The sequence below is a fragment of the Phycisphaeraceae bacterium genome (genome assembly GCA_020639155.1).
GTDB lineage: Bacteria > Planctomycetota > Phycisphaerae > Phycisphaerales > UBA1924 > JACKHF01.
This window is the reverse complement of the sequence record JACKHF010000001.1, coordinates 1,095,476-1,117,554: the sequence shown is the minus strand read 5'-3', so window position 1 is coordinate 1,117,554 and position 22,079 is coordinate 1,095,476. Positions and strand designations below refer to the sequence as shown.

The window sequence follows — 22,079 nt, the reverse complement described above, 5'->3', positions numbered from 1 at the left end:
GTTCATTACCCGGGCTTGCACATGTTATGATTTCCGGACTGCTTACTGTCCGCCGCTCGATGACTTGTGCGGATTCTGCAGCAGAACTCTGGTCAGTTGCTCAATGTCCGCCTGGCACGAGGGTGTGTCTTTCACGCGCTGCTCGATCGTTTCCAGCGCGTAGATCACCGTTGAATGATCGCGACCACCGAAGTGACCGCCAATTTCTTTCAGTGAGTATCGCGTGTGATGGCGAGCGAGATACATCGCAACCTGACGCGGATACACGATCGATCGGAACTTGCGCTTGGACTGCAGCTCGTGCGTCTTGCAGCCGAAATGCTCTGTCACCGCGTCGATGATCCGCTGGATAGAGATGAGCGGACGTGCGGCTGATTTCGGTAAGCCGAGGAACTCGATCACCATCTCCTCAGTCAGCTTTGTCTTCATCGCCTGCGCACGCGCATCGAGTGTCAGGATCACGCCTTCGAGCTCTCGCACGGATGAGCTGGTATGGCGCGCGATCGCAACACACACATCCTCATCCATCTTGATGCCGCGCATGCCAACCTTGGTGCGCACGATCTCGAGGCGCGTCTCAAAGCACGGCGTCTCGACCTCAGCAACCAATCCCTGCTTGAAGCGCGAGATCAAACGCTCCTCAAGATGCGGAATCTGGTCGGGCTTTGCGTCGGACGAGAGCACGATCTGCCGGCGCATCTGGTACAGCGAGTTGAATGTGTGGAAGAACTCCTCCTGCGACCGGTCCATCTTCGCAAGGAAGTGGATGTCGTCAACGATCAGCAGATCAACATCACGGAACGAATGGCGGAACGATGGCATGGTGCCAGCTTTGACCGCGTCCATGAACCGGTTGATGAACCCCTCGCACGAGATGTAATGAATGATCGTGTCGGGGCGCGTTTCGAGCACGCGGATGCAGATGGCCTGGAGCAGGTGCGTCTTGCCGAGCCCGACACCACCGTGAATGAAGAGCGGGTTGTAGACCGCAGCGGGGCTCTCGGCGACTGCTTGTGCAGCCGAGAATGCAAGCTGGTTCTCGGGTCCCGGAATGAATGTCTCAAAGGTGTAGTCCGGGTTAAAGAGCTGCCCGGTATCATCGCGCAGCGTGCGGATGGGGTTGGGCTTTGGCATGAGGCCGGACACGCGCGGCTGCTTGGGCACAACGACGTCTGATCCGGCGTTTCGGCCAGCCGCCGAAGCGGGCTGGTCTGCCCGTTCGATCGGCTTGTGCGTTGATCCACGGCCCGGCAGTACAGCTGGATTGTCAAAGTCGAGCTTCGGTGTCGCACGGGCACTCGGCGCACGTGCGGTTTGTCCCGGGAAGTTCGACTCATCCTCGTCGCTCATAAAGCGCACCGGCATGAGCCTGCCAGTCACAGCCTGCATCGCATCAGCAAATGCATCCAGACACTGGCTCTGCAGATAGTTGCGATGGATCGCCGACGAAGCACGAACGCGAAACACGCCGTTATCAATCGGCATCGGCTCAAGACCGTCGAACCAGCCTCGGCAGAGCGCGGGATAGTTGTTCCGGACGTGCGCAAGTGCACCCGTCCACATCTCCTGATGAGGGTTTGCCATTGTTGTGTTGCTTTCGTTTGTTTATTGTGTGATGGTACGAACGATCCAGAGATTGCCGGCATCTGCCTGAAGTGTGTGAAGAACTCGAAGTGAATATGCGCAGTAACGCATCGGCAAACCTCCCCTTGATCGCACGCAGCGCGTCTGGAAAACGCGCCGCACCACCTGCTGATTGTCACCCCGGTTCAGCGCAGAACACGCGTTCCCAGACACCATCGTGCATGTGTCACTGACTGATGTGCACGCACCTCAGCAGCAACCAGCGAATCATCATCAACCGACGCGAGCCTTCCCTGCTCACACCCGTTGACCGTGGTTCACACACCCGCCGGAACGAATGCGATCCACATCAGCCGACAACGTGTGTGTGTCGCAGCGGAACAACATGCTGCCACACAACAGTCATCTTCGAGCAGCGCCCGTCACACAATCGGACCTACCCGCGAGGGACAAACGTACCATGTTTTTCCACCGCTGTCAAACGGGTTTTTCACGATCTGCGTTTGCAGCGTCAAAAACGCGACGCGCGCTGTACGAAATGATCGCATTTGCGCGCACAACGGTGTCTTCAACGTGTATGTGCGCACATCGAACCCAAGAAAACCCCCGAAAAACTGCGTGTATTCTGTGCTTACTCGCGCTCGCATCGCATGTTGTACACACAAAGACGTGCGGTCAGATCGCAAATTATTTTTCTTCTTTGGCGATTGACCCCGCTCGGATCCATGCTATCCGGGTGACACAATGCGAACATCTTTTCAACACGCAAATCGTGTCGCGCGTCCACCCAAACATAACGCACACGAATGCGGTAGGATAAAACGCTGCACGATGGCCAGCACTGATCAGATCCCGTCTGTCTACCTGCCACACTGCGCTCAGTGCGGCTATCCCGTCGATGGGCTGGAACGATGCCCCGAGTGCGGCTTAGTAAAGCGGCCATACCACACGGGCAGAACAGGAGAGTCGCTCGATACCTATCTCGCACACCTGTATGCGTATTGCTTGTACATCCAACAAGGCTTTGCCTGCGTGTGTATCGCGCTTGTGATGTATGCGCTTTGGATGTGGATGGATACGCATCCGCTGATCGCTGCGCCGGTCATGATGCTGGCCATGCTCAGCGCGAGTCTGTGCTTCGGACGTGCGATGCTCCGCGTTCGGTTTCTGGATATGTCAAGGACATATATGTACGGCGGGGGTGTGATGTGTGTCCTTGGCTCAATCCTCTTTGCATGCACACTCTGCACATTGCCTCACAATGACAACACCGATCAGTGGATTTCACTGACGGTGGCCGGGTTCGCATTTGCGGGCGGCTTGTGTCTGATGATTGGCGTTTGGATGCTCGCTGAAACGGGAAAGATGCAGCTGGCACTCTTTTCCCGTCCCAGACGCTTCAAACTTGTATGCAGGCGAATGGTCTGGCTGTATGTTGTTCTCGTCATTGGGATATTGCCACCGCTCGGCTGGTGTGGTCTCATACTCCCCGGAACACCGTTCCTTGCTTTGACGATTGTGCTTGCGTGGGTCGTCATGCACTTTGTGAAGATGGAGACCGCATCACTCAAAGGCGCGAGAGAGGCTGTCCCAGCCCGATCCAGCAGTACCCCTCATGCCGCACATGATCCAAACACTATTGCCAATATAGAAGCACCACCCGACTATGCCAAGCACTGACTGCCTCAGAACTGTCTACCTGCCACACTGCGCTCAGTGCGGGTATCCCGTCGAGGGACTGGAACGATGCCCCGAGTGCGGCACGGCAAAGCAGCCGGTGCAATCGAGGCTTCCGCCCAATCAGCTGTTCACCCATCTTTGCGCAGCGCGAGAAGTAATCCATTGGAGCATTCGCTGCATCATCTGCGTTGTAGCGCAGATACTTATGGTTATCCTGATGATGGCTCTCTGGCCGCCGATCGAGGTCGTTGTTGCTGCGGTGCTCCTGATTGGAGGTGCGGGCTTCTACGCTGTAGCGCACCACGCACGCAACGCAATGCGACTCAGAGCAGGGAAGCCCGTGTCACTCGTCGCCGCGAATCTCGCAGGAATCGGGCTCATCGCAATCCCACTCGATATGATGAACGCGGATCAAGCATCACACGTTTTCGCCATGGTCGACTTTGGCATCGTCGTGCTTCTGATTGCCGTTCTAGCAACCGTGTTGATGTGCCACTTCAATATCGAAGCTGCCGTCTCAATGTGCAGTGTTTTTGCAACACCTGAAGAAATCAAGTCGAGCCGGGAATCGCTCAATGTTGCTCGGTTGGTGGTCGGCATATGGGCGCTCACTGTGCCCTGCTGGGTGGGTGTCATGCTCTGGATACTCGTGTTTCCGTGCTGCCTTCTCGCTACGTTTCTTGTGTTAAAGCACGCCCGGAACGATCTCCGCAAAGCACTTCCTGTCACACCCGCCACCAGCGGCTTGTCTGAGTAACCCCATACCATAATCCATGCCCGAAAAGACCCACCATCTCGTCGTCTACCCAGGTTCGTTTGATCCGATGACACTGGGCCATCTCGATGTCGTCTCGCGCGGGCGCCAGCTCTTCGATGAGATCGTCGTCGCGGTCGGGTTCAACCCCGGAAAGTCCCAGCTGTTCACCCCCGACGAGCGCGTCGAGATCGCCCAGTTGTGCATCAACGAGATGTGCGCCAGCACACCCGGCGCGCCCGTGCGCGTGTGTGCGTATCGCGGGCTCACGGTCGACTTTGCCCGTTCCGTCGGCGCAAACGCCATCCTCAAGGGCGTGCGCAACCTTTCCGATCTGCAGAACGAGGTCCAGCAGGCGCTGACCAATCGGCAGGTGGCGGGGCTTGAGACAGCCTTCGTGGTGTCGGGCCAGTCGTTCGCGTACACCTCGTCGAGCCTCATCAAGCAGATCACGGCGCTGGGTGAGGATCTGTCGGTGCTTCAGACGATGGTGCCGAATCTTGTGCTCGATCGGCTCCGCGCAAAGAAAGCCGAGCACCATCCGCTCATCGAAGCCATCCGCGCAAGCGCGCGAGGCGAGGAGCAGGACTAGCCCTTCCGCTTCGTTGCTCTCTTCTTCGTTATAGTCTTCTTTGAAGCAGACTTTTTCACGCCTGTTTTCTTCGCTGGCGTTTTCTTGGTCACAGACTTCTTTGCTGTCTTTTTCGTGACCTTCTTTGCAGCGGTCCCACCGTTACTGATCTGGTAACTCTCATCGAGCCACTTCTCCCACAATGCTTTGGGCATCGGTTTCTCAGCAGAAAACCGCGCGGTGACCCAGCCTGTTGAACCAACCTGAACATCATCGGGTGTCTTTTCAGCAAGTTTCACCGCCTGTGGCATCGACTCGCGCAGCTTGAACATCGCCTTGGAGCGCCCGCCCTGCATGCCGACAAACAGGAACGCCTTGCCGTTCACCTTGAACGAGCTCTGCGTGCAGGCGGTTCCCTCGTCAACGCCAGCGTACTTCCCGGCTCGTATTCTCATCGGTTCGGTCGGATCTGACTGCTTCGCTGCCATAGCCTGCTCCACACTGCTCCGGTACGTGAATCATGAAAGACATTCTTTGGAGAACACCATTACATTCTTTCGACAACCCATCGATGGCACGCAAGGTACAGCGTCTTCATCGCTTCTTCGGGCGATACCCACACCAGTTCGTGCCCATCCTCGACTGGCGTGTGCAGTGGTGCAGTGAATCGGGCACGATAGAACACACACTGCTTGAGCTGCCCACGATCGGTCGTGCCGACACGAACATACTCCGTCGCAGCACCGATGTATCCAAGCATGTCGGCGTGATACGCGCATTCTTCTGCAATCTCGCGGGTCAGCGCCTGCTCGTCCGTTTCACCCTGTTCGATGCCGCCGCCGGGCAGAAACAGGCCGAGGAAGTTCCTGACAACCGCGAGCATGCCATCATCGCGCAGCACGAGTGCATACGCGCCGGGGCGAGGGATGTATGTCACATCAGGATGGGCTATACCAAAGGTGAGAGGTTCGTGCGCCTGATGCTGCATATGCAGGAGTTTAGCGACCCTGCTGCTGCCGGTGCATTGGAACGAATCTCACCTCGCTTCGAGTCTCGCGGGATCAACACCTGGCACAATGATCTGCTGGCCCTTCTCCGGAGGGACAAACGCAGGATTTGGATCGAGCACATACCACGCTATTTCCGCGCGGCACGAATGATCGTTGGTTTCTGTCACTGTCACAGGGAACTCCCCGGAATCTGTCTTCACGTTAAACTCCATGCCGACGAACATCCCATCAGCGCTTCCCTTGTTAAGCGCGAGTTGACAACCAACATGTGCAGAATCGTCGCCAAAGGGCTTCATGTACACACCATCAACCCCTATCACTGTGAGCTTGATCGGCGTACGAATCAGCATGGCATTCCAGCGATCCGAGAGTTGCGGCAAGCCCACTGGTTGGGTTCGATTCAGCAATGAAATCGACTCAACATCCAAACGATCACGCATGTCTCGTTCAGGAAAAAAGAAATAACTCTTGCGATTGTTCAGATCGTTCATGAGTTGAGTCATCTCATTCTCAGGCAGAAGATATCGCTTGTCGCCCCAGCGCAGGAAAGTGAGGCGTCCGGTCATGTAGTCCATGCCATCATCGCCAACCTTACTGTCCGTGATGAGCTTGACGCGCACGCCATCATCAAACGTCTCGACGATCTCGCCGTGCGCTGCATCGTACAAACCCATGCACCCATACCACGTGTATGTCACACCCGCGTTCGGCGCAACTGAGATTGTGATATTCGTGCCGAGACCGTCGCCCTCGTAGTACACCCCAGCAAACTCATGCGCCCAGTGGTCCTTTGGAAGCGTGTCGATGTTCTCGCGCAATTCTTTCTCAATCTTCAACTTGCGAACACGCTGAGCAACTGATGTTCCCCACCAGTTACCGCCTATCCCCTGATCACGGAGTTTCTGATCTTCTGCCTCGACCTGCTCAATGAACGGCTCATCGCCCGGACCGGTCCCCGGTGGATAGTCGTATTGCTGCGCGGACGTAGTGCAGTTGCACATGCTAGCAAACCAGACAGAAGCAAGAACGCAACAAGTTTTCGATCGAGTCGTCATGCCAGTCTCCCAATAGATCTGTGTGAATCGATACACAAGTATCGCATACATATACGGCATTCGACGTCACTCGTTCGTCACAAGGATCACGCACCCTGATCTGGAACAAATCCAGCAGTTGGTATTCACTCGGTACGAAAAGTTGTAGATGCACTTTTTCGCGTACCACATAATGTGGTTTTCAGGGCATTTCTTGGCCTTCCACTATTGCCAACATCGTGTGTGGAAAACGCGGGGACAATCGGGCCGTCGCGCGCTGCTGCAACAAGGGAATGTCGGCAGTCTCGCGCACAGGCTGGGGGCATCGCTGGCGCTTGTGGAAAAGAAGCAGGCCCAGCCGAGCCAGGCCGACAGCAGAGAGTCAGTCTGAACACACAAACGCAGCAGTAGTAACTTCTTTTAAATCAGCGAGTTACACAGGTTCTTTCCAAGGTTTCCACAAGCCGACACCCGTTACTACTGAAGATGATGAATTAACTTCTCTGCTCAAGGAGATTCTGAAACAAGGCAACCAGTCATCCGGATGTCTCCCAAGAGACGCAGGTATCCAGCGCTTTCCTGCTTCATGAGCTGCGCTCACGCGTGTGAGAAAGGTGTGGAATCTTTCCAATGTGGTGCGCACATACCCGGAGGATAGACCGCATGGTACCTTGCGTATCGGCTGTCGATGAGCCTGCGTCCCGCTGGGTGAACCTAGCTTGGGCCTACCGCATGCGATGGATGTTCCGGTCTTCTGGGTGGTCCGGTATTCAAATGCAGCAGGCGGTCGCCAGCGGATCAGGAGGGGGCGAGGGCCATGTCAGGCACAACGCGCTGAACGCACTAGGGTTGGACACACGCCGAGATCGAACGGATGACCGACGAGCTGCTTGCTGAGGCGGGACGTGAGGTGGCAGAGGAACATGGCAAAGACGAGAGATGGGCTGGTATGTTGCATGCGTATGATTTGCGGATACAACAATAAGTATTGCCAAATCAATGTGATTCCTCAACAGAGCATGCAATGCCTAAAATAAGCAACTATCACAAGATATGTGGCGGTTTGATCATAGGCATTGCTCTCTTGCCGCTATTAGATCTTCTACTGCGAGCCTGTGTGGGACCCGGTGGGGTTCCCTCATCCGACACAACACCCTACAGGCAACAGGTGGAAATAATTAATAAGACAAACAACACAGTGTGGGTTTCTGCTCAAGGGGCCAGTTTTTATGCACGAGTTAACAATGAAATCAAGGCGAGCCTAGGACCGTTCGACACTTTTTATCCAATACCAGTAAAGACAGATGTTTTCTTGTTTGGGAGAGCCTTTGATAAAGATAAACTGGTGGATGAAGATAAGATTAGATACACATTTATGCTTGGTGGCAACGGTGTTTCTTACAACAATGATCCTTATCTTGTCCGCAACATTAAAGACAGTCTGGACAGGAAAGAAGCAGGCATTGGCGAGGGATCATGGATTGTTGAACTGATAGAAAACGAAGATGGTGAACTCGCTATCATTCTTCATGAGAAAGATTACCAATAATGTGACTTTGCTTGTTGGTTTCTAGGAGTGCAATGCCACACTCAGGGCATGGTACGTTTGATGCGATTCCAATCTTGCTGTACCCGCACGCAAGGCACCTGTTCTGTTTGCGCCGGAAGTATCTGCAAAGAGCAACCGGCGTGAAGATCAGAGCCCACCACGATGCAGATGCGAGCGCCGTATTCACCAGAAACCCGGGCCACGCGATGCGGGTTGGGAGTGTGAGCGGTTCCAAGGGAAACGGATTGCTGACGGTAATCGCAAAGGGGCCTTCGATGACTTGGACACTATTGCGTGGAACCGGTGTTGTTCCGCTGCCTTGTGGTGTGTCGGTGTAACCGAGCCACATGGCGCGCATCGGCCAGCCCGAAGCAATCACGGTTCGGGAATGCACATGGTCTGATCGATCGGTCCAGTCGAGCAGCGCATTGTGTGCCCACGAGGGAGGAAAGGCCTTCGCGTCCAGATGCGTGATAAGCTGAAGATCCAGGCCCGGTCCATACTCCTCGGTTGTGTTGTACCGCGTCGCGCCGAATGTGCATGTCTCATAGTACTTGAGAGCGCGTGGAAAGACTGGGACATACACCAAGTTTGTCCGTATCAACAACTGACCAGCTGGCAGCACGCCGATCGCAAGTGCCCATGACACAGTGATCGTTGTGAGACATCCAAGCATCAGCGAAAGAACAGAAGTTGTCACAAGCAATCGAATCACTGAGTTGGGTTGTTTCCACACTCTGGGCACGGTGTTTCAATGTTGAGGCTCGATCTGCTGTACCCACACGCAAGGCACTTGTTCTTTCTTCGACGCGCGTGCGTGCGAAGTGTTCGCGGGAGAAACAGGAATGCGAACCACACAGCGCCCCAGAACACAGTGTCTACAACAAATCCGGGCCAGACGATACGCGTTGGCAGGACCAGCTCGCGCGGCGAGAGTGCGTAACCGTCCTGAAAAGTTGCTGGTGCATCGCGCACCACAATGCCATTGCGGGCTTTGAACCAGCGAGCACCAGTGGCAAACAATCGCCCTGCGTTCGGCGTGCCGGGCAATGCTGGGTTTGGAGCGCCACTCACAGGGCGGGGCGTCTGCTGATCGAAACTTGCGCGCATCGCAGGAAACGGGAACCCCCACTCAACCACGCCGCGTGCAAATGTTGTGGGAAGTGCTGGTGTTGGAACCTCGCACGCCCAGTCGATGAGCACATGTTGTAATCGTTTGGGCATGAGCTCAGACAGCTCGACAGCAGCACCCGGACGGCGCGCGATGACGGATGGGGATGTCGCAGCTGCAAACGCTGAGACACCGAGCCCGTCCGTTCGCATCACACCAATGAACGTGCTGTCCGACGCGATCCCAGCCTGCGCAGTCCGCGACGATGCGCTGCCGAAGACATTCGGATGGACCACACCGAGCGCAAAGATCCACGAGACAGCGACAGTCGTGACGCACCCGAGCACAAGTGCATAAATCGTCATGACATGCCAGCCCGATCGCATGGCGCATTGTATCTTTGTGTTTGCTTTGTGTTATAGAGCGGTGTTTGCACCAGAAAATACATGATCTGAGCTTTGCATGCACCCAGGAAATCTTGTAGACTGGATCGTCACCTATGAGCATAACCACTTGTGCGCAACACGCACCAAAGGAGTGAGCATGAAACCGTGTATTAGTATCATTGCGTGTCTTTGCGTCAGTACATCGCTTTTTGCACAGACCAATGACATAAATCAACAACCAGCATCCGCGCACACGGGTGGGCACGATGTGCCGGTTGACGAAATGTTTACTTATCAGGGCGAGCTGCGCTCGAGCGGATCGACGGTGTCCGGCACAGCAGACTTTGTGTTTCGCTTGTACAATGCGAAGTTCGGCGGCGCGCAGATCGGGCTGACACTCACGCTTGTAAACCAGACGCTGACCGACGGAAGGTTCAGCGTGGATCTGGACTTTGGTTCCGGTGTCTTTGGTGCGGATCAGCGATGGCTGGAGATCGACGTGCGCAGCCCAGCAGGCTCGGGCGGATATGTCACACTCAGCCCACGCCAACCGATCACGCCAGCACCGATTGCACTCTTTGCGCTTGACGGGAACCAGGGACCGCAGGGACCTGCTGGTCCACAAGGTGTATCAGGCCCGCAAGGCGTGCCCGGTCCGCAGGGTGCACAGGGCGCAACTGGGCCACAGGGCGCACAGGGTGCGACCGGTCCACAGGGACTGCAAGGGATCCAGGGCCCGCCCGGCGATTCGCACTGGCAGCTCAGCGGAACCACGACGTTCTACAACGCGGGGAGTGTCGGCATCGGCACGTCCGCACCGACACACACACTCACCGTGGCTGGTGATTCCAGAACGACGAAACTCTCATCAACCGGGGTCGCTGTTGTTGGTGAGCAGGGCGCAACACAACCGAATCCGCCAAACGCAGCGGGTGTGTTTGGCTTCTCACTCGATGGCCCCGGTGTTGTCGGCCAGACAGCAGCAACAGGTCTCTTTACCGACTTTGCGGTGCTCGGTTTACAGGACATGATCTTCAGTGCCATCGGTGGCGGCCCGTTAGGTGGTGCGAGTGTCGCGGGGTACTCGAACACCAGCGTCGGTGTGTATGGACGTGCGGACCATACCGGATCGAACACTGTCGGTGTCTGGGGGACTGTCTACGGCAGCACAGCAACCGCTGTTCTTGCAGATGCAGCAGGTACTGCCAATGTCTTTGGTGTCGCGGGTAAGTCTATCTCGACCGATGGCGACGCGGTCGGCGGGTTGTTCATCGCTGAAGCGCCCGCAACGGGACAAAGTTACGGCGTGAAGGCGTTCTCAGATGCCACGACCAATGCTGTAGACGGGCCTTCTGGTGTGTTCGGCGAAGGAGGAACCGGTGTGCACGGCGAAGCAACAGTGCTGCACGGGAACGGCGTTGTGGGGATTGCCAACGGAAGTGTTGCCTACGCGGTCTACGGGCAGAGTGACTTTGGATATGCTGGCAGGTTTTCCGGGCGCGTCTTCGTGTCGGGCGATCTCCAGGTCACAGGGACGAAGAACTTTGTCATCGACCATCCGCTCGATCCCGAAAACAAGGAGCTTTACCACGCGTGTGTCGAGTCCGACGAGCGTCTCAACACATACTCCGGGAATGTTGTGCTCGACGAGAGCGGCGGCGCGACTGTGACGCTCCCTGTGTGGTTTTCAGCGATCAACACCGACATCAGATACCAGCTCACATGCGTTGGTGGATACGCGCCAGTGTATGTCTCGCGCGAAGTGGCTGGGAACTCGTTCGGCATCGCTGGCGGGCGACAGGGATTGAAGGTCTCGTGGACAATCACCGCAGTCCGCAACGATGCGCACGCAAGAACACATCCGTTCGTCGTCGAGCGTGACAAGCAACCCGCCGAACGCGGGTACTACCTCGATCCAAGCGCATTCGGGTTCGATGCAGACCGCGGGATGATCGCAGCTCGCGAGGCGCTTGCTGCTTCATTGCAGCACGAACGGACGAACGCCGATTCACCAAAGCAGCGCGGGAATCGATTCCACAGCGATGTTGCTGTGCAGACAAGAAACAATCCGTCTCAGCGGTAAGTCTTACGGACACCCTGCCGCATACGCATTGCCGAAGCAGATGTAATCAAAGACGTTGAGTGAGCCGCTGCCGTCACAGTCTGCGTACGGATCCTGTGCTGCGTAGGCGTTCCCGAAGCAGATGTAATCGACGATGTCGAGATCACCGTCGCTATCGCAGTCTGCGTAGCAGACATCGGGGGCAAACTTTGCGATGAAACCGTCAGGCCCACTCATCATACTCGGTGCAAACAAGTTGCCGTATGTAACGCCAGCAATATAGATGTTGTTCATCTCATCCAGAAACAATCCACGAGCGACATCGATCTGGGCGGAACCCACTGAGTGCAGCCACAACTGGTTTCCGTTGTTGTCCAGCTGAGCAACAAAGGCATCGCCACTATTCGATGCCCCAGCGTAAGAGCCAGCGAGATACAGAGTATCATTTGAATCAATCTCAATTTCCCATACAGCATCCATATCTGCTGATCCGAATGTGCTGATCCAAATCGGTGTGCCCGTTGGGTCAAGCTTCATCACGCTGATGTCACCACTGACCGCCCCAGCCAAATAAACATTTCCTGTGCTGTCAAGCGCAATGTTGCCATAGTTCTCGCTTTCCGGGGTTCCGAGTTGTGTTTGCCAGAGGAGCGTTCCATCGCTGTCGTATTTGGCAAGAAGAGCATCCTGTGCACCGTGGCTGGTGCCAACGAAGTCACCTCGTGTGAGTCCGGCGACAAAGATATTGCCTGATGGATCAACCTTGATTTCTCCTCCAAAGTCGAGCTCGACCGATCCAAACTGCCGTGTCCAGCGTAATGCGCCATCCGCATCGAGAGACCCAATCACAACGTCGAAGTCTCCAATGTGTGCGGGGAGGTTGCCTCGTGTTGAGCCAACAAAGTAAACATTTCCGGCAGAATCAATATCGATATCGCTGAATACGTCGTGGATACCTGAAGCTATTTCGGAATACCACATCTGATTACCATCAGAGTCATACTTCGCAATATTTATACCATGGCCGCCCACTCCTGGGATCGTTGATGGCGCGTCACCACCGATGTACGCGTTGCCCAGATCGTCGGACGCGATACCCCAGGAGTAGACCTCGGCCTCTTCAAAGATGTCGTTATATACCCGCGACCAGACCACAGCTCCTGTTGGATCGATTCTGCTTATCACCTGCCCTTCAAAGATCACACCAAAGGGGCCGAACTTCCCGCGTGACGTTTTACCACATACGTATATGTCGCCGTTTGGTGCAGCGCAGATGTTATTGAGTTCTGTACGATCATCGAAGTTATAGTGGTATCCCCATTCAAACTCGAAGGGATCTGCAAAGCAGAACGAAGTTGTGCCGAGCACGATCAACAATGGAATGTGATGATGTTTCATGTGAATAAGCCTTTCAATCACTGGTGTGATGAACGAATAACCTGCTGATTTGCCTCTCTGCTTATGCTACATGAAAAGAGAAAAACCTCGAAACAAAATAAGGTAAGTTCCTTATTTACAGATAGCATAGAAGCAACTGCACGGGCACCAATCAAAAAACAAACAAGCCAGGTTAATGGCTCGACCTGCTCGCATGTTCGTGTGAGGAAATCTCTGCATGATTCCGGTCTGTTCTGCTGCTCTGTTTGACTCCCCCTGCCCTGCCTCCAACAATCACCCCTGCATCAGCCTGCGCTTGGGAAGGCAAAGGTTCTGCACAGTCTCGCAACTCTGCTGAAGGGCCAATAAAAAACCCTCAGCCCGCCCCATCCGGTAGATGGCGTACCCGAAACTGGCTTTCACCAGCATCTGTGGTGTCTGCCCGAATCGACTCAATCCACGTCCCCATTGGCCACGCATAATAAAGGAAGCATCATGCGACGCCAGACAACACTTGCAACACCGCAGACAGCGCCAGCAAAGAAGTGGCACGTCGTCGATGCGGAAAACGTCTCGCTCGGCCGGCTCGCCTCAGACGTTGCTGTCGTCCTCATGGGCAAGCACCGCCCCGAGTACACACCGCACGTTGACTGTGGCGACTTTGTCATCGTCACCAACGCGTCGAAGGTCGGTCTCACTGGGCGCAAGGCTGACCACAAGTTCAAGCAGACATACACACGCTATCCCGGCGGCATGAACATGGAGTCCTACGGCTCATTGCGTCAGCGCCGTCCCGAAGCGCTCGTGGAACTCGCGGTTCGTCGCATGCTCCCCAAGAACAGACTGGGTCGCCAGATGCTCAAGAAGCTGAAGGTCTTTCCCGGTGCGGATCATCCGTACGCATCGCACAACCCCACAGCGATGTAAATCGCAGTAAACACTGCATTCACCAGAGTTCACTTACAGATAGATAATCTCATCGAACAGTCATCGAAGACACGAACACAAAGAGCACGCTCATGACAGAGTTCAATACATCAGGCGACGTTCTCGTTGCTGAAACAAGTTCGACACCCGAAGCATCCTCCCGTCCACTGCGCGATCCCGTTCCTGCGGATGCTCGTGGCTGGTGGTGGGGAACTGGTCGTCGCAAGACCGCGGTCGCTCGCGTGCGCATCCGTCCCGCGAAGGATCAGGGCAAGGGCGACATCAAGGTGCAGATCACCGGCAAGCAGTTCAAGACTGTTGACGAGTACTTTACCGAGCGCCGCGATCGCAACGACTGCTACGCGTCGCTGAAGCTGTGCAATCTGATGGGGCAGCTCGACGTGTTTGTACGCCTCTCGGGCGGCGGATTCATGGGCCAGGCTGGCGCAGTCAAGCTCGGCATTGCCCGCGCACTGCGTGATTACGACCCCACACTCGAACAGGCGCTCCGTGACGCTGGCTACCTGACGCGCGACGCACGCGAGGTGGAACGCAAGAAGTACGGCCAGCCCGGTGCTCGCAAGCGCTTCCAGTTCTCCAAGCGCTAATCGCACGAGACATTTGGTTTGTTTTTCAACGCCCCACGGATTCCCGTCCGTGGGGTTTTCTTTTCGATCTATCCATATCATGATGCTCCAACTTATGATATCGAATGCCTCGCATGAGCGCACAAACTCACGTGTTCAAGAAGCACTGTGTCTCGTGCGGGTACGACGTCTCCGGACTTGTGATGTGCCCCGAATGCGGTACGCCGAAGCAGCCGTACAGAGCAGATCGCGCCGGCGCAGAACTTGATCGATACATGCATCATCTGCGCACATACTGCGTTCATGTTCAGCGCGCAGTGATTGGCGTGTTCACTGCACTCGTCGGGTACGCGATGTGGGGTTATGCAGGCACCCAGTCGCAGATCACGTTTGGGATCACAGCGATTGGTGCGCTTGTGACCTTTGCTTCATGCACGATTGTCCTCCGGGAATCAATGCATCTTGACATGTCACGCAGTTACATGTGGGGCGGCAGCGCAATGTGCATGATTGGGGTCGTTGTCTTCGTGCTGTGCTTTGCGCGATATCCCATTAAGATCGACGACGTGCTCTATGACAATAAAGGCGGTTTTCTGATACAGATGATTGTCTCAGCGACGATGATACTGATTGGTTTCTGGATGCTCGCCGAAACGGGAAAAATGCAGTTGTACATGCTGAGCAACGAGGCTCGGTTTCAGCGTGTTCGAAAACAGGTTACATTTGTCCGTGTTGTTGCATTGTCATCCATTGTGCCGGTCCTTGGCTGGTTGCTGGTGTTCGCACCGGGCTCACCAACGGTGTGCATGGTGAGCGTGATGACCTTTGTGATCATGCGCTCAGTGAGAGCCGAAGCGAAGTCGTTGACTGGAACGACTACAGGAACCCCAACGTCACAATAACACACTCCAAACAGACGATGCTCTCGCTGTTTGGTCGCATCACCCGCTGGAAACCTCCTGAATCAGCCGGAAACCAAAATCTCCAACTTTTTTGTGGAAAACCTGCCGGAACCACTTGCGGTCGGGCCTCTGATCGGCTAGCATTTCCCGAACGGTTGGGCTTTGAACGGGCGAAGAAAGACCGTATCTTCGTTTTCTGCCCATCTTCGTTGGAGGCCGTCTGTGTTGCTATGCACACAGACACAGAGTGCAGCGAGTGGGCTGCGTGGGTGCATCAGGCAACGGGAAATGCTGCGATGACACAAGCAAAAGCACAAACAGAAGTACGGGCAGACATATACGACGAGACACCAACGCGCTGGTCACAGCGGGTCTCTTCGCAGGCTTGTTCGCACACGGCTGATCTGCCGTTGGTCTGTCTTGGCCCGGGTGGGGAATACACACGCACCATCGAGCCGGGCACAGCCGCGCCCTTCAGCATTGGTGATGGTTCGATCGGTACCGGGTTCGCATTGTTTGGATCCCGCTGCTGCGATCGGTTGGCGCGGTTCTTCACTCCGACATCCGGCACAGCGACGGTGCAGTTCGCGGGCATGCCGCTCGAAGTCGAGTACACACACGCGCGAATCGGCTCGCGACTTGTGCTCGGTGTGCTTCGAAGGCTTGGCCGATTGCCGAACGCAGACAAGCACGCCATCGTTCGCGCACAGGTTCGTGCGCAGACCTGTTTTTCTCAGTCAGCATCATCACAACCAGCGTCCGCTGCGTTGTCATCACACTCAGTCAAACACCCCCGCGCGACAGGGTTGGTATCACGTCGCTGGGACGAACTCAGTTTTATGGAGGCTCACCATGAATCTCACGCCGAAACAACTGCGCATCCTGCAACTTATCCGCGACTGGCGCATGCGCTCAGGTGTCTCACCGACAATGCAGGAGCTGGCCGACGAGATCGGCGTTTCCAAGGTGACGGTCTTCGAGCACGTCGAAGCGCTGATCAAGAAGGGAGCACTCATCCGCGATGCCAACAAGGCACGCTCTTTGAAGCTTGCTGACGGCATCAACGTGCCGGACGAGGAGCGTCCGCTCCGGTTTCCGCTGGTCGGCAAGATCGCAGCCGGGTACCCCATCGAGAAGGTGCCGGACCAGGACGAGATCGATCTGATGGAGCTGCTCGGTCCGACAAACAGGAGCGCGTCGCCGAACTTTGCGCTCCGCGTCGAGGGCGAGTCCATGCGCGACGAGGGCATCCTCGATGGCGACTACGTGCTCATCGAACGCAGAGAGGTTGCGCACAACGGCGATCGCGTTGTTGCGCTCCTGCCCGACGGGTCAACAACACTCAAGACCTACTTCAGAGAAGCCGACCACATCCGTCTTCAGCCTGCAAATCCCAACTTCGATCCCATCCGTGTGAAGTTCTGCCAGATCCAGGGCGTGGTGCGCGGTGTGATCCGCAGGTATTAAACCCAACGTCGCAGTTTTCAAAGCGAAACAAAGCAAATCAGCATGCACACAGGCCCGTCACCATCTCTCGGGCCTGTGTCTTTGTCTGGTCGTGCCATGTCAAGCATCGACAGCCGGGTACGATTTCGGCAGCATGGATGTTCTTGTTCGCGATGCACAACCCGATGATCACGAGATGCTGGCAGAGCTGTTTCTCGACGCACGTCGAGCGGCGTTCCACTGGTTTGATCCGGAGTCGTTCCAGCTGGCAGACTTTGCATCGCAGACCATCGATGAACGCATTTGGGTTGCCGAGGACGAACACGGTCGTCTCGTTGGATTCCTGTCGTTGTATGAGCCCGAGAGCTTTGTGCACCATCTCTTTGTTGCACCAGATATACAGCGTCGCGGGATCGGTCGGAAGCTTCTAGAAGTTGCCAACCGATCTGCACGCCGTCCGATGTCGTTGAAGGTGCTCGAACAGAATGTTGACGCTCGGATGTTTTATACATCGCTTGGATGGACAACGACTGGACATGGCGCAGACGAGCTTGGGCCTTATCTCGTCTTTACCCAGCCTCAATCAGATTCGAAATAGACACAAGAAAAACCACCCGCTCAAAGGAACGAGTGGTCTTTGTGTGATATGTCAATGCGTGTCGTGTTTACGGACAACCCGCAGCATACTCATTGCCGAAGCAGATGTAATCGAAGATGTTGAGTGAACCCGAGCCATCACAATCAGCGTACGACGTGCCTGCAGCGTACTCATTGCCGAAGCAGATGTAGTCAAAGATGTTGAGCGTGCCACTGCCGTCACAGTCGGCGTAGCAGGCGTTCTCGCATGTGTACCGCGCGAGACCTGTTGCGCTTTGCCCGTTGATCTCGCTGAAGTTGCCAACGATGTACAATCCGGTCGAATGTGCGCGGAGTCCGAAGGCTGAGGGATTTCCGCCGGAGATGGACGAGATATTCGGATCAATGCCGCCCATCAGCGTGACCCACGTGCCGTTCTCCAGTCGTGAGATGTACCGGAGATTTGTCTGCGATGTCCCTGCCTGGTACAGCGCGGGTCCTGTTCCATCGTCGTAGACCGCGAGCGCGGTTGTGCGTCCGCCGCTGGCCTGGCCGACAGCGGTCCAGTTTGTGCCATCCCACTTTGCAGTTTCGTAGTCGGTGAATGTCAGCCCGTTGAGCCTGTCACCGCCAACGTACAGCGCGGTGCCTGTGCCATCATCAAACTCTGCAAAGGTCGCAACCTGCGCGAGCGCACTTGTGGCAAACAGTGTGCCGCCTCCGACGGATTGCCAGTCAGTGCCATCCCATCGTCCGATGAGTTGATGGCTGCCGGTGCCGATGCCAATGAGACGACCGCCAGCGTACACAGACTCGCCGGAGCCATCGTCATACGTTGTCAGCGCAAAGACCGTACCTAGTGCTCCAACGCCCATGCCGGACCATGACGAGCCGTCGTACATGCCAAGCCCGTTGGCTACCGCGACCGAGCCGACACCGCTGAACTCGCCGCCGATGACAAGTTTCTCGCCCGATCCGTCATTGAATGTTGTCATAGCCCAGACCGCGGGAAACGGGATGCCGACATGGTTTTCAAAGCCGGTACCCGGTGAGATCCAGTTCGTGCCATCCCATGCGGCGAGCGTACGCGTGTCACCCACGCCTCCAGCGCTGATGAACGTGCCGCCAACAAAGAGCCTGCTGCCGGATCCGAAATCGACCGCAACCATCGACGCGACAAACTGGCTGTTTGTTCCTGCATCAATCCCTGCGCCGAGCTTTGAGAATGTGCCGGAAGCAGCATCCCACTTTGCGATCCATTTGTTGTTAGCGCTACCAATGTTCTCCGACGATCCGCCAATGAAGAATGCAGACCCGGTGCCATCATCCCATTCATAGATCGGCTGGATATACCCGCCAACGACCGCGGGCTGCGACGGAAACGTCTCGATGGTTGGCGTGCATGTTTGTGCGTGTGCCGAGCCAGCAAGCCATGCAAGAACGCCTGCGGCATGTATCAACGATACTCTCTTCTTCATGAACAGTCTCCCTGTGTGGTGTGGAGTGATGCATTCGCATTGCGGATCGATCCGGTTGCACAGAAACAACACAGAACCGTGTGCATGTCACACACCAGACGATGGCATTCGATTCCACCCAACCCGGAATGAGTGAACCACAGTTGAGGAAATGACGCCCATTCTCACATGTTGCAGATCGTGTCGTGTTTTTCTCGGACTGGCAATGAAGTGTGCTTTCGATCATCAGAACCACACGTCAAAGAAAAACGTTCGGCTTCGCTTCCACGGAGCCGAACGTCAGGAATCGTGATACTTCAGTCGAAACAGTGAGTTACGGGCAGCCTGCTGCGTACGCATTGCCGAAGCAGATGTAGTCGAAGATATTGAGCGAGCCCGAGCCGTCGCAGTCTGCGTACGACGTGCCGGCTGCGTACTCGTTGCCGAAGCAGATGTAATCAAAGATGTTGAGCGCACCACTGCCGTCACAGTCGGCGTAGCAGCTTGTTTCAACGAGGAAACTTGCAAACGCAGCGCCGGAGAACACCTCGCCGGTTGTCCACGGATTCGCAATGGGCGACTCGTATGTCATTGTTGCAAGATCAAACACGCCAAGGCTGCCCGGCTCATCAGGAACAAGGTACGCCTTGCCGTTGCCGATTGCCAGACCATCAATGTCGTTGGCACCTGCAACAATGTTCGGATAATCAGCAATCTTTGTCATCGTTTGTGCATTGACATCGATCTCATAGAGACCCGATCCCGAACCAGCGCTTGTTGCGTCATTCGTGCCGTAAAGTTTGCCTGTTGCCTCGTCAAAGTCGATACCACCGATGTCGAACGCGGTTGGATAGGCCCACAGAAGCGTTGCCTCGGCCGTCAGAGGACTAATCTCGTACACGCCCTCGGTGGTGATATTGCGCGTGCCATAGAGTCGCCCGTTGTGGAACGCGAGCGAGACAAAGTTGACCGTTGCTCCCTGATAGGAAAACGTGGCAACAGTCTCCAGCCCAACCGCTTCGGTCCACTTGTATAGCGTGTTTGCGCTGGATGCGATGTACAACGTCTCGCCTGTGTTGTCACTCGCGAGACCCCAGACCTGCACATTCGTGCCTGGAAGCGCACTCCACGCACCGTTCTGATACAACTGAATGCCATACGCGGTGTCATCCACACCAATGACCAAACCATCCTGAGCGATTGCAGGCGCAGACAGGCCAGCCAGTGCAGCAACAACACAACAGACTCTCGATTTTCTCATTTTCATGCTCCTTTTCCGGGTGTCGCAGAACAGCAACCCCATCCACCGCGAGTGCGGCATTGGGAACATTGTACAGTATTTCGAGCTCAACTGCCCGGCTGTTATTGGCTGTAGACGCTTGTGTTTTTAGCGTGCAATGGGCCTGTACTGCGTGCGAATCACTGTCTCGGACGGGAGATACTCTATTTTTTGAGTGGTACCGCCATCCTCAAAACGGAGAGTGATGGGTTGGGTGGGACGATGATTGGTTTCCAGCTCATCCACCCTCATTCCCTCTCGCACACCTGCGTTCCACGCAGGCCCATACATTGACACTTCTGTTGCAATCTTTTTCTTTCTTGTTGCTATCACATCGAGCCCGGGTTGGAACACGGTCACTTCTTCTGTGAACAACTCGAATGTCGGGCCAAAAAGGTCCGGTGGCAGCAGAATCTGCTCGCCTCGGAGAATGTATCGCTCAAAGTCCGCTCTTGCATGAATGCCGTGTGACTCGAGCAGTGCAAAGAATGAATCGGCAGAGATGCTGCCTCCATTCGCTCTGCATTGCTCGACAAAGTTTGCAACAATATCAACAACGGGCGTTCCATTGGTAAGCTGCTGATTTCTATCCCACAACTGTGCCAAAAGAGGACCACGAAAATAACTGAGCCGTTCCTGATAGTTCGAGTAGGACGTGTTCTCAATGGATCTTTGAACCATCTCTATCGAAGCTGATCGCATCGGATTTCTTGCGTACTCACGAAGATCTCCATTAAATGTGTCGCAATACTCCGCTTCGGTCAGAATCCCTGCGTCAAACAGCACCCTTCGTGCGCAGTACTCAACAAACCCTTCAGCAAACCAGTCGAATCGGAACTCATCGATACCACCACGCTCGCGTTCGGTCACGGTTGCCTGGTTCGGAATCCAGTTGTGCAGCGTTTCGTGTGTGATCAGGAGGAGTACCTGTTGTGTCGTCGCTTTGGTGTGGACGAATGAAACGAACGCATTATCAATCGCAACACCTGCCATAAAGCTATCGCCCCGCCGTGTCACTACCGCGGTGTAGTTTGGAACGCCTATCGGGCCGAACCGCGATGCAACCAGCGAGAGCGCCTGCTGCGCATCGTCAATTATCCGCTTTGTGTTTTCAAAGTCACCCCGCACATAGATGCTGGCGTGTGAACCATTGTTACTCACATCAGTAGTTGTGTAGTCGCCGCCACCGACCAGGCACGACATGCCTTCTTCAGTTGATTCAACAGAATAAGGACCGGGTCCGCGTCCTGCAGAGCTGAACACCACCCAGTCTGCAGGCACATCTTCAAAGGCGATAGCATAGTTCCGCACCGTATCTCCATCCGCGATTCCAACCCGCCACTGGTTATCAAAGAAGTGGAAGTGTTTGTTGCTGACATCGGGCCGGTATGCCGCATTCGTGTGCGCTGCCGGATCCCAATCGACGGTGTACAGAACAGAAACTTCCGCGTTTGAGCCATGCACAAGACGATAGAGGCGAGTGCTTCCCGTCTGGAGTTCAAGCGTCGCATTGTGCGCGTGAAGTCTCTTTATTGCCAACGGAATCTCGGGCGTGCCATAGTTGCACCGGGGCAGCTGAATGATTGTGTCGCCATCTTCTTCACCACGAAATACCATCTCAACATCGAGCACAGTTCGATCTTCCAGTGCTCTGGGTGTGATGCTGTACATGACATCAGAAGCTCTTTGTGCACAGCACAAATGCGCACAAAGCACCTGTGCGCTGACAAGCAACCCCGTTGTTATTCGCATATCTGACACTCCCTTGCTCTTGTTTTCTGCAATGC

Annotated in this window: 21 protein-coding genes; 10 read left to right on the top strand and 11 right to left on the bottom strand. The window is 55.5% G+C overall.

Translation table 11 applies throughout. From position 1 onward, the window contains the following. Positions 1-42: 42 nt before the first annotated feature. Entirely contained in the window at positions 43-1,584 is a 1,542-nt protein-coding gene (gene dnaA / locus H6815_04805) for a chromosomal replication initiator protein DnaA (GenBank protein MCB9859754.1), read from the bottom strand. An 831-nt stretch (positions 1,585-2,415) separates the two neighbouring features. On the opposite strand from dnaA, the gene H6815_04800 reads away from it, so the two are divergent. From H6815_04800 to coaD, 3 genes are all read left to right on the top strand, one after another. Continuing rightward, the gene (locus tag H6815_04800) at positions 2,416-3,264 is read left to right on the top strand and encodes a hypothetical protein (protein ID MCB9859753.1); all 849 of its coding nucleotides are present in this window, start codon (positions 2,416-2,418) and stop codon (positions 3,262-3,264) included. Between the two features lie 217 nt (positions 3,265-3,481). Then, complete coding sequence (locus H6815_04795) at positions 3,482-4,021, top strand: hypothetical protein (protein ID MCB9859752.1); 540 nt, start codon at positions 3,482-3,484, stop codon at positions 4,019-4,021. Positions 4,022-4,037: 16 nt separating this feature from the next. Then, the gene (gene coaD / locus H6815_04790) at positions 4,038-4,610 is read left to right on the top strand and encodes a pantetheine-phosphate adenylyltransferase (GenBank protein MCB9859751.1); all 573 of its coding nucleotides are present in this window, start codon (positions 4,038-4,040) and stop codon (positions 4,608-4,610) included. On the opposite strand, the gene H6815_04785 is transcribed toward coaD, so the two are convergent. Genes H6815_04785 through H6815_04775 form a run of 3 tightly spaced genes read right to left on the bottom strand, consistent with a single transcriptional unit; the run spans position 4,607 to position 6,600 of the window. Further along, positions 4,607-5,077 carry an MmcQ/YjbR family DNA-binding protein gene (locus H6815_04785; GenBank protein ID MCB9859750.1) on the bottom strand — a complete coding sequence of 157 codons (471 nt, stop codon included), beginning with the start codon at positions 5,075-5,077 and terminating at the stop codon, positions 4,607-4,609. The two genes, coaD and H6815_04785, sit on opposite strands and share 4 nt — an antisense overlap. Before the next feature lie 59 nt (positions 5,078-5,136). Further along, positions 5,137-5,577, bottom strand: coding sequence for an NUDIX domain-containing protein (locus H6815_04780; GenBank protein MCB9859749.1), 441 nt, complete (start codon positions 5,575-5,577; stop codon positions 5,137-5,139). A gap of 48 nt (positions 5,578-5,625) precedes the next feature. Next, a complete protein-coding gene (locus H6815_04775) occupies positions 5,626-6,600 on the bottom strand; it encodes a hypothetical protein (GenBank protein ID MCB9859748.1) in 975 nt (324 codons plus the stop codon). A 1,021-nt stretch (positions 6,601-7,621) separates the two neighbouring features. On the opposite strand from H6815_04775, the gene H6815_04770 reads away from it, so the two are divergent. Further along, positions 7,622-8,182 (top strand): hypothetical protein, encoded by a 561-nt coding sequence (locus H6815_04770; GenBank protein MCB9859747.1) that lies wholly within the window; start codon positions 7,622-7,624, stop codon positions 8,180-8,182. On the opposite strand, the gene H6815_04765 is transcribed toward H6815_04770, so the two are convergent. Together H6815_04765 and H6815_04760 are read right to left on the bottom strand one after the other, a co-directional pair. Further along, positions 8,154-8,882: a hypothetical protein gene (locus H6815_04765; protein ID MCB9859746.1), complete on the bottom strand. Its 729-nt coding sequence runs from the start codon at positions 8,880-8,882 to the stop codon at positions 8,154-8,156. The genes H6815_04770 and H6815_04765 overlap by 29 nt on opposite strands. Positions 8,883-8,893: 11 nt before the next feature. Beyond that, positions 8,894-9,679: a hypothetical protein gene (locus tag H6815_04760; GenBank protein MCB9859745.1), complete on the bottom strand. Its 786-nt coding sequence runs from the start codon at positions 9,677-9,679 to the stop codon at positions 8,894-8,896. Positions 9,680-9,962: 283 nt separating this feature from the next. On the opposite strand from H6815_04760, the gene H6815_04755 reads away from it, so the two are divergent. Further along, positions 9,963-11,762, top strand: coding sequence for a collagen-like protein (locus H6815_04755; protein ID MCB9859744.1), 1,800 nt, complete (start codon positions 9,963-9,965; stop codon positions 11,760-11,762). A gap of 3 nt (positions 11,763-11,765) precedes the next feature. On the opposite strand, the gene H6815_04750 is transcribed toward H6815_04755, so the two are convergent. After that, positions 11,766-13,139, bottom strand: a complete 1,374-nt coding sequence (locus H6815_04750) for an SBBP repeat-containing protein (protein ID MCB9859743.1) — start codon at positions 13,137-13,139, stop codon at positions 11,766-11,768. 474 nt (positions 13,140-13,613) lie between these two features. Here H6815_04750 and rplM point away from each other — a divergent pair, with 474 nt between their 5' ends. The 3 genes from rplM to H6815_04735 all read left to right on the top strand — a co-directional run bounded on the left by rplM (position 13,614) and on the right by H6815_04735 (position 15,534). Then, on the top strand, positions 13,614-14,045 hold the full coding sequence (gene rplM, locus H6815_04745) for a 50S ribosomal protein L13 (GenBank protein MCB9859742.1): 432 nt from the start codon (positions 13,614-13,616) through the stop codon (positions 14,043-14,045). 92 nt (positions 14,046-14,137) lie between these two features. Continuing rightward, positions 14,138-14,653, top strand: a complete 516-nt coding sequence (rpsI, locus tag H6815_04740; GenBank protein MCB9859741.1) for a 30S ribosomal protein S9 — start codon at positions 14,138-14,140, stop codon at positions 14,651-14,653. A 113-nt stretch (positions 14,654-14,766) separates the two neighbouring features. After that, on the top strand, positions 14,767-15,534 hold the full coding sequence (locus tag H6815_04735) for a hypothetical protein (GenBank protein MCB9859740.1): 768 nt from the start codon (positions 14,767-14,769) through the stop codon (positions 15,532-15,534). Positions 15,535-15,808: 274 nt separating this feature from the next. Here the strand turns inward: H6815_04735 and H6815_04730 are convergent, their stop codons facing one another. After that, entirely contained in the window at positions 15,809-16,231 is a 423-nt protein-coding gene (locus tag H6815_04730; GenBank protein ID MCB9859739.1) for a hypothetical protein, read from the bottom strand. 155 nt (positions 16,232-16,386) lie between these two features. Here H6815_04730 and lexA point away from each other — a divergent pair, with 155 nt between their 5' ends. Both lexA and H6815_04720 read left to right on the top strand, forming a co-directional pair. Beyond that, positions 16,387-17,001 (top strand): repressor LexA, encoded by a 615-nt coding sequence (gene lexA / locus H6815_04725; protein ID MCB9859738.1) that lies wholly within the window; start codon positions 16,387-16,389, stop codon positions 16,999-17,001. A 175-nt stretch (positions 17,002-17,176) separates the two neighbouring features. Next, positions 17,177-17,578 (top strand): GNAT family N-acetyltransferase, encoded by a 402-nt coding sequence (locus H6815_04720; GenBank protein ID MCB9859737.1) that lies wholly within the window; start codon positions 17,177-17,179, stop codon positions 17,576-17,578. 67 nt (positions 17,579-17,645) lie between these two features. Here H6815_04720 and H6815_04715 read toward each other — a convergent pair whose 3' ends face one another. The 3 genes from H6815_04715 to H6815_04705 all read right to left on the bottom strand — a co-directional run bounded on the left by H6815_04715 (position 17,646) and on the right by H6815_04705 (position 22,044). Then, complete coding sequence (locus H6815_04715; protein MCB9859736.1) at positions 17,646-19,034, bottom strand: hypothetical protein; 1,389 nt, start codon at positions 19,032-19,034, stop codon at positions 17,646-17,648. A 313-nt stretch (positions 19,035-19,347) separates the two neighbouring features. Then, a complete protein-coding gene (locus tag H6815_04710) occupies positions 19,348-20,274 on the bottom strand; it encodes a hypothetical protein (protein MCB9859735.1) in 927 nt (308 codons plus the stop codon). A gap of 126 nt (positions 20,275-20,400) precedes the next feature. After that, positions 20,401-22,044, bottom strand: coding sequence for a hypothetical protein (locus H6815_04705; GenBank protein MCB9859734.1), 1,644 nt, complete (start codon positions 22,042-22,044; stop codon positions 20,401-20,403). Positions 22,045-22,079: the final 35 nt, after the last annotated feature.

Excerpts from the sequence above, each read along its gene's own strand:
- H6815_04800 (MCB9859753.1), top strand. The coding sequence starts at position 2,416 with ATGGCCAGCACTGATCAGATCCCGTCTGTCTACCTGCCACACTGCGCT.
- H6815_04785 (MCB9859750.1), bottom strand. The coding sequence starts at position 5,077 with ATGGCAGCGAAGCAGTCAGATCCGACCGAACCGATGAGAATACGAGCC.
- H6815_04710 (MCB9859735.1), bottom strand. The coding sequence starts at position 20,274 with ATGAGAAAATCGAGAGTCTGTTGTGTTGTTGCTGCACTGGCTGGCCTG.
- H6815_04750 (MCB9859743.1), bottom strand. The coding sequence starts at position 13,139 with ATGAAACATCATCACATTCCATTGTTGATCGTGCTCGGCACAACTTCG.
- lexA (MCB9859738.1), top strand. The coding sequence starts at position 16,387 with ATGAATCTCACGCCGAAACAACTGCGCATCCTGCAACTTATCCGCGAC.
- H6815_04760 (MCB9859745.1), bottom strand. The coding sequence starts at position 9,679 with ATGCGATCGGGCTGGCATGTCATGACGATTTATGCACTTGTGCTCGGG.
- dnaA (MCB9859754.1), bottom strand. The coding sequence starts at position 1,584 with ATGGCAAACCCTCATCAGGAGATGTGGACGGGTGCACTTGCGCACGTC.
- rpsI (MCB9859741.1), top strand. The coding sequence starts at position 14,138 with ATGACAGAGTTCAATACATCAGGCGACGTTCTCGTTGCTGAAACAAGT.
- coaD (MCB9859751.1), top strand. The coding sequence starts at position 4,038 with ATGCCCGAAAAGACCCACCATCTCGTCGTCTACCCAGGTTCGTTTGAT.
- H6815_04795 (MCB9859752.1), top strand. The coding sequence starts at position 3,482 with ATGATGGCTCTCTGGCCGCCGATCGAGGTCGTTGTTGCTGCGGTGCTC.
- H6815_04730 (MCB9859739.1), bottom strand. The coding sequence starts at position 16,231 with ATGGCGTGCTTGTCTGCGTTCGGCAATCGGCCAAGCCTTCGAAGCACA.
- H6815_04755 (MCB9859744.1), top strand. The coding sequence starts at position 9,963 with ATGTTTACTTATCAGGGCGAGCTGCGCTCGAGCGGATCGACGGTGTCC.
- H6815_04715 (MCB9859736.1), bottom strand. The coding sequence starts at position 19,034 with ATGAAGAAGAGAGTATCGTTGATACATGCCGCAGGCGTTCTTGCATGG.
- H6815_04775 (MCB9859748.1), bottom strand. The coding sequence starts at position 6,600 with ATGTGCAACTGCACTACGTCCGCGCAGCAATACGACTATCCACCGGGG.
- H6815_04735 (MCB9859740.1), top strand. The coding sequence starts at position 14,767 with ATGAGCGCACAAACTCACGTGTTCAAGAAGCACTGTGTCTCGTGCGGG.
- H6815_04720 (MCB9859737.1), top strand. The coding sequence starts at position 17,177 with ATGCTGGCAGAGCTGTTTCTCGACGCACGTCGAGCGGCGTTCCACTGG.
- rplM (MCB9859742.1), top strand. The coding sequence starts at position 13,614 with ATGCGACGCCAGACAACACTTGCAACACCGCAGACAGCGCCAGCAAAG.
- H6815_04705 (MCB9859734.1), bottom strand. The coding sequence starts at position 22,044 with ATGCGAATAACAACGGGGTTGCTTGTCAGCGCACAGGTGCTTTGTGCG.
- H6815_04780 (MCB9859749.1), bottom strand. The coding sequence starts at position 5,577 with ATGCAGCATCAGGCGCACGAACCTCTCACCTTTGGTATAGCCCATCCT.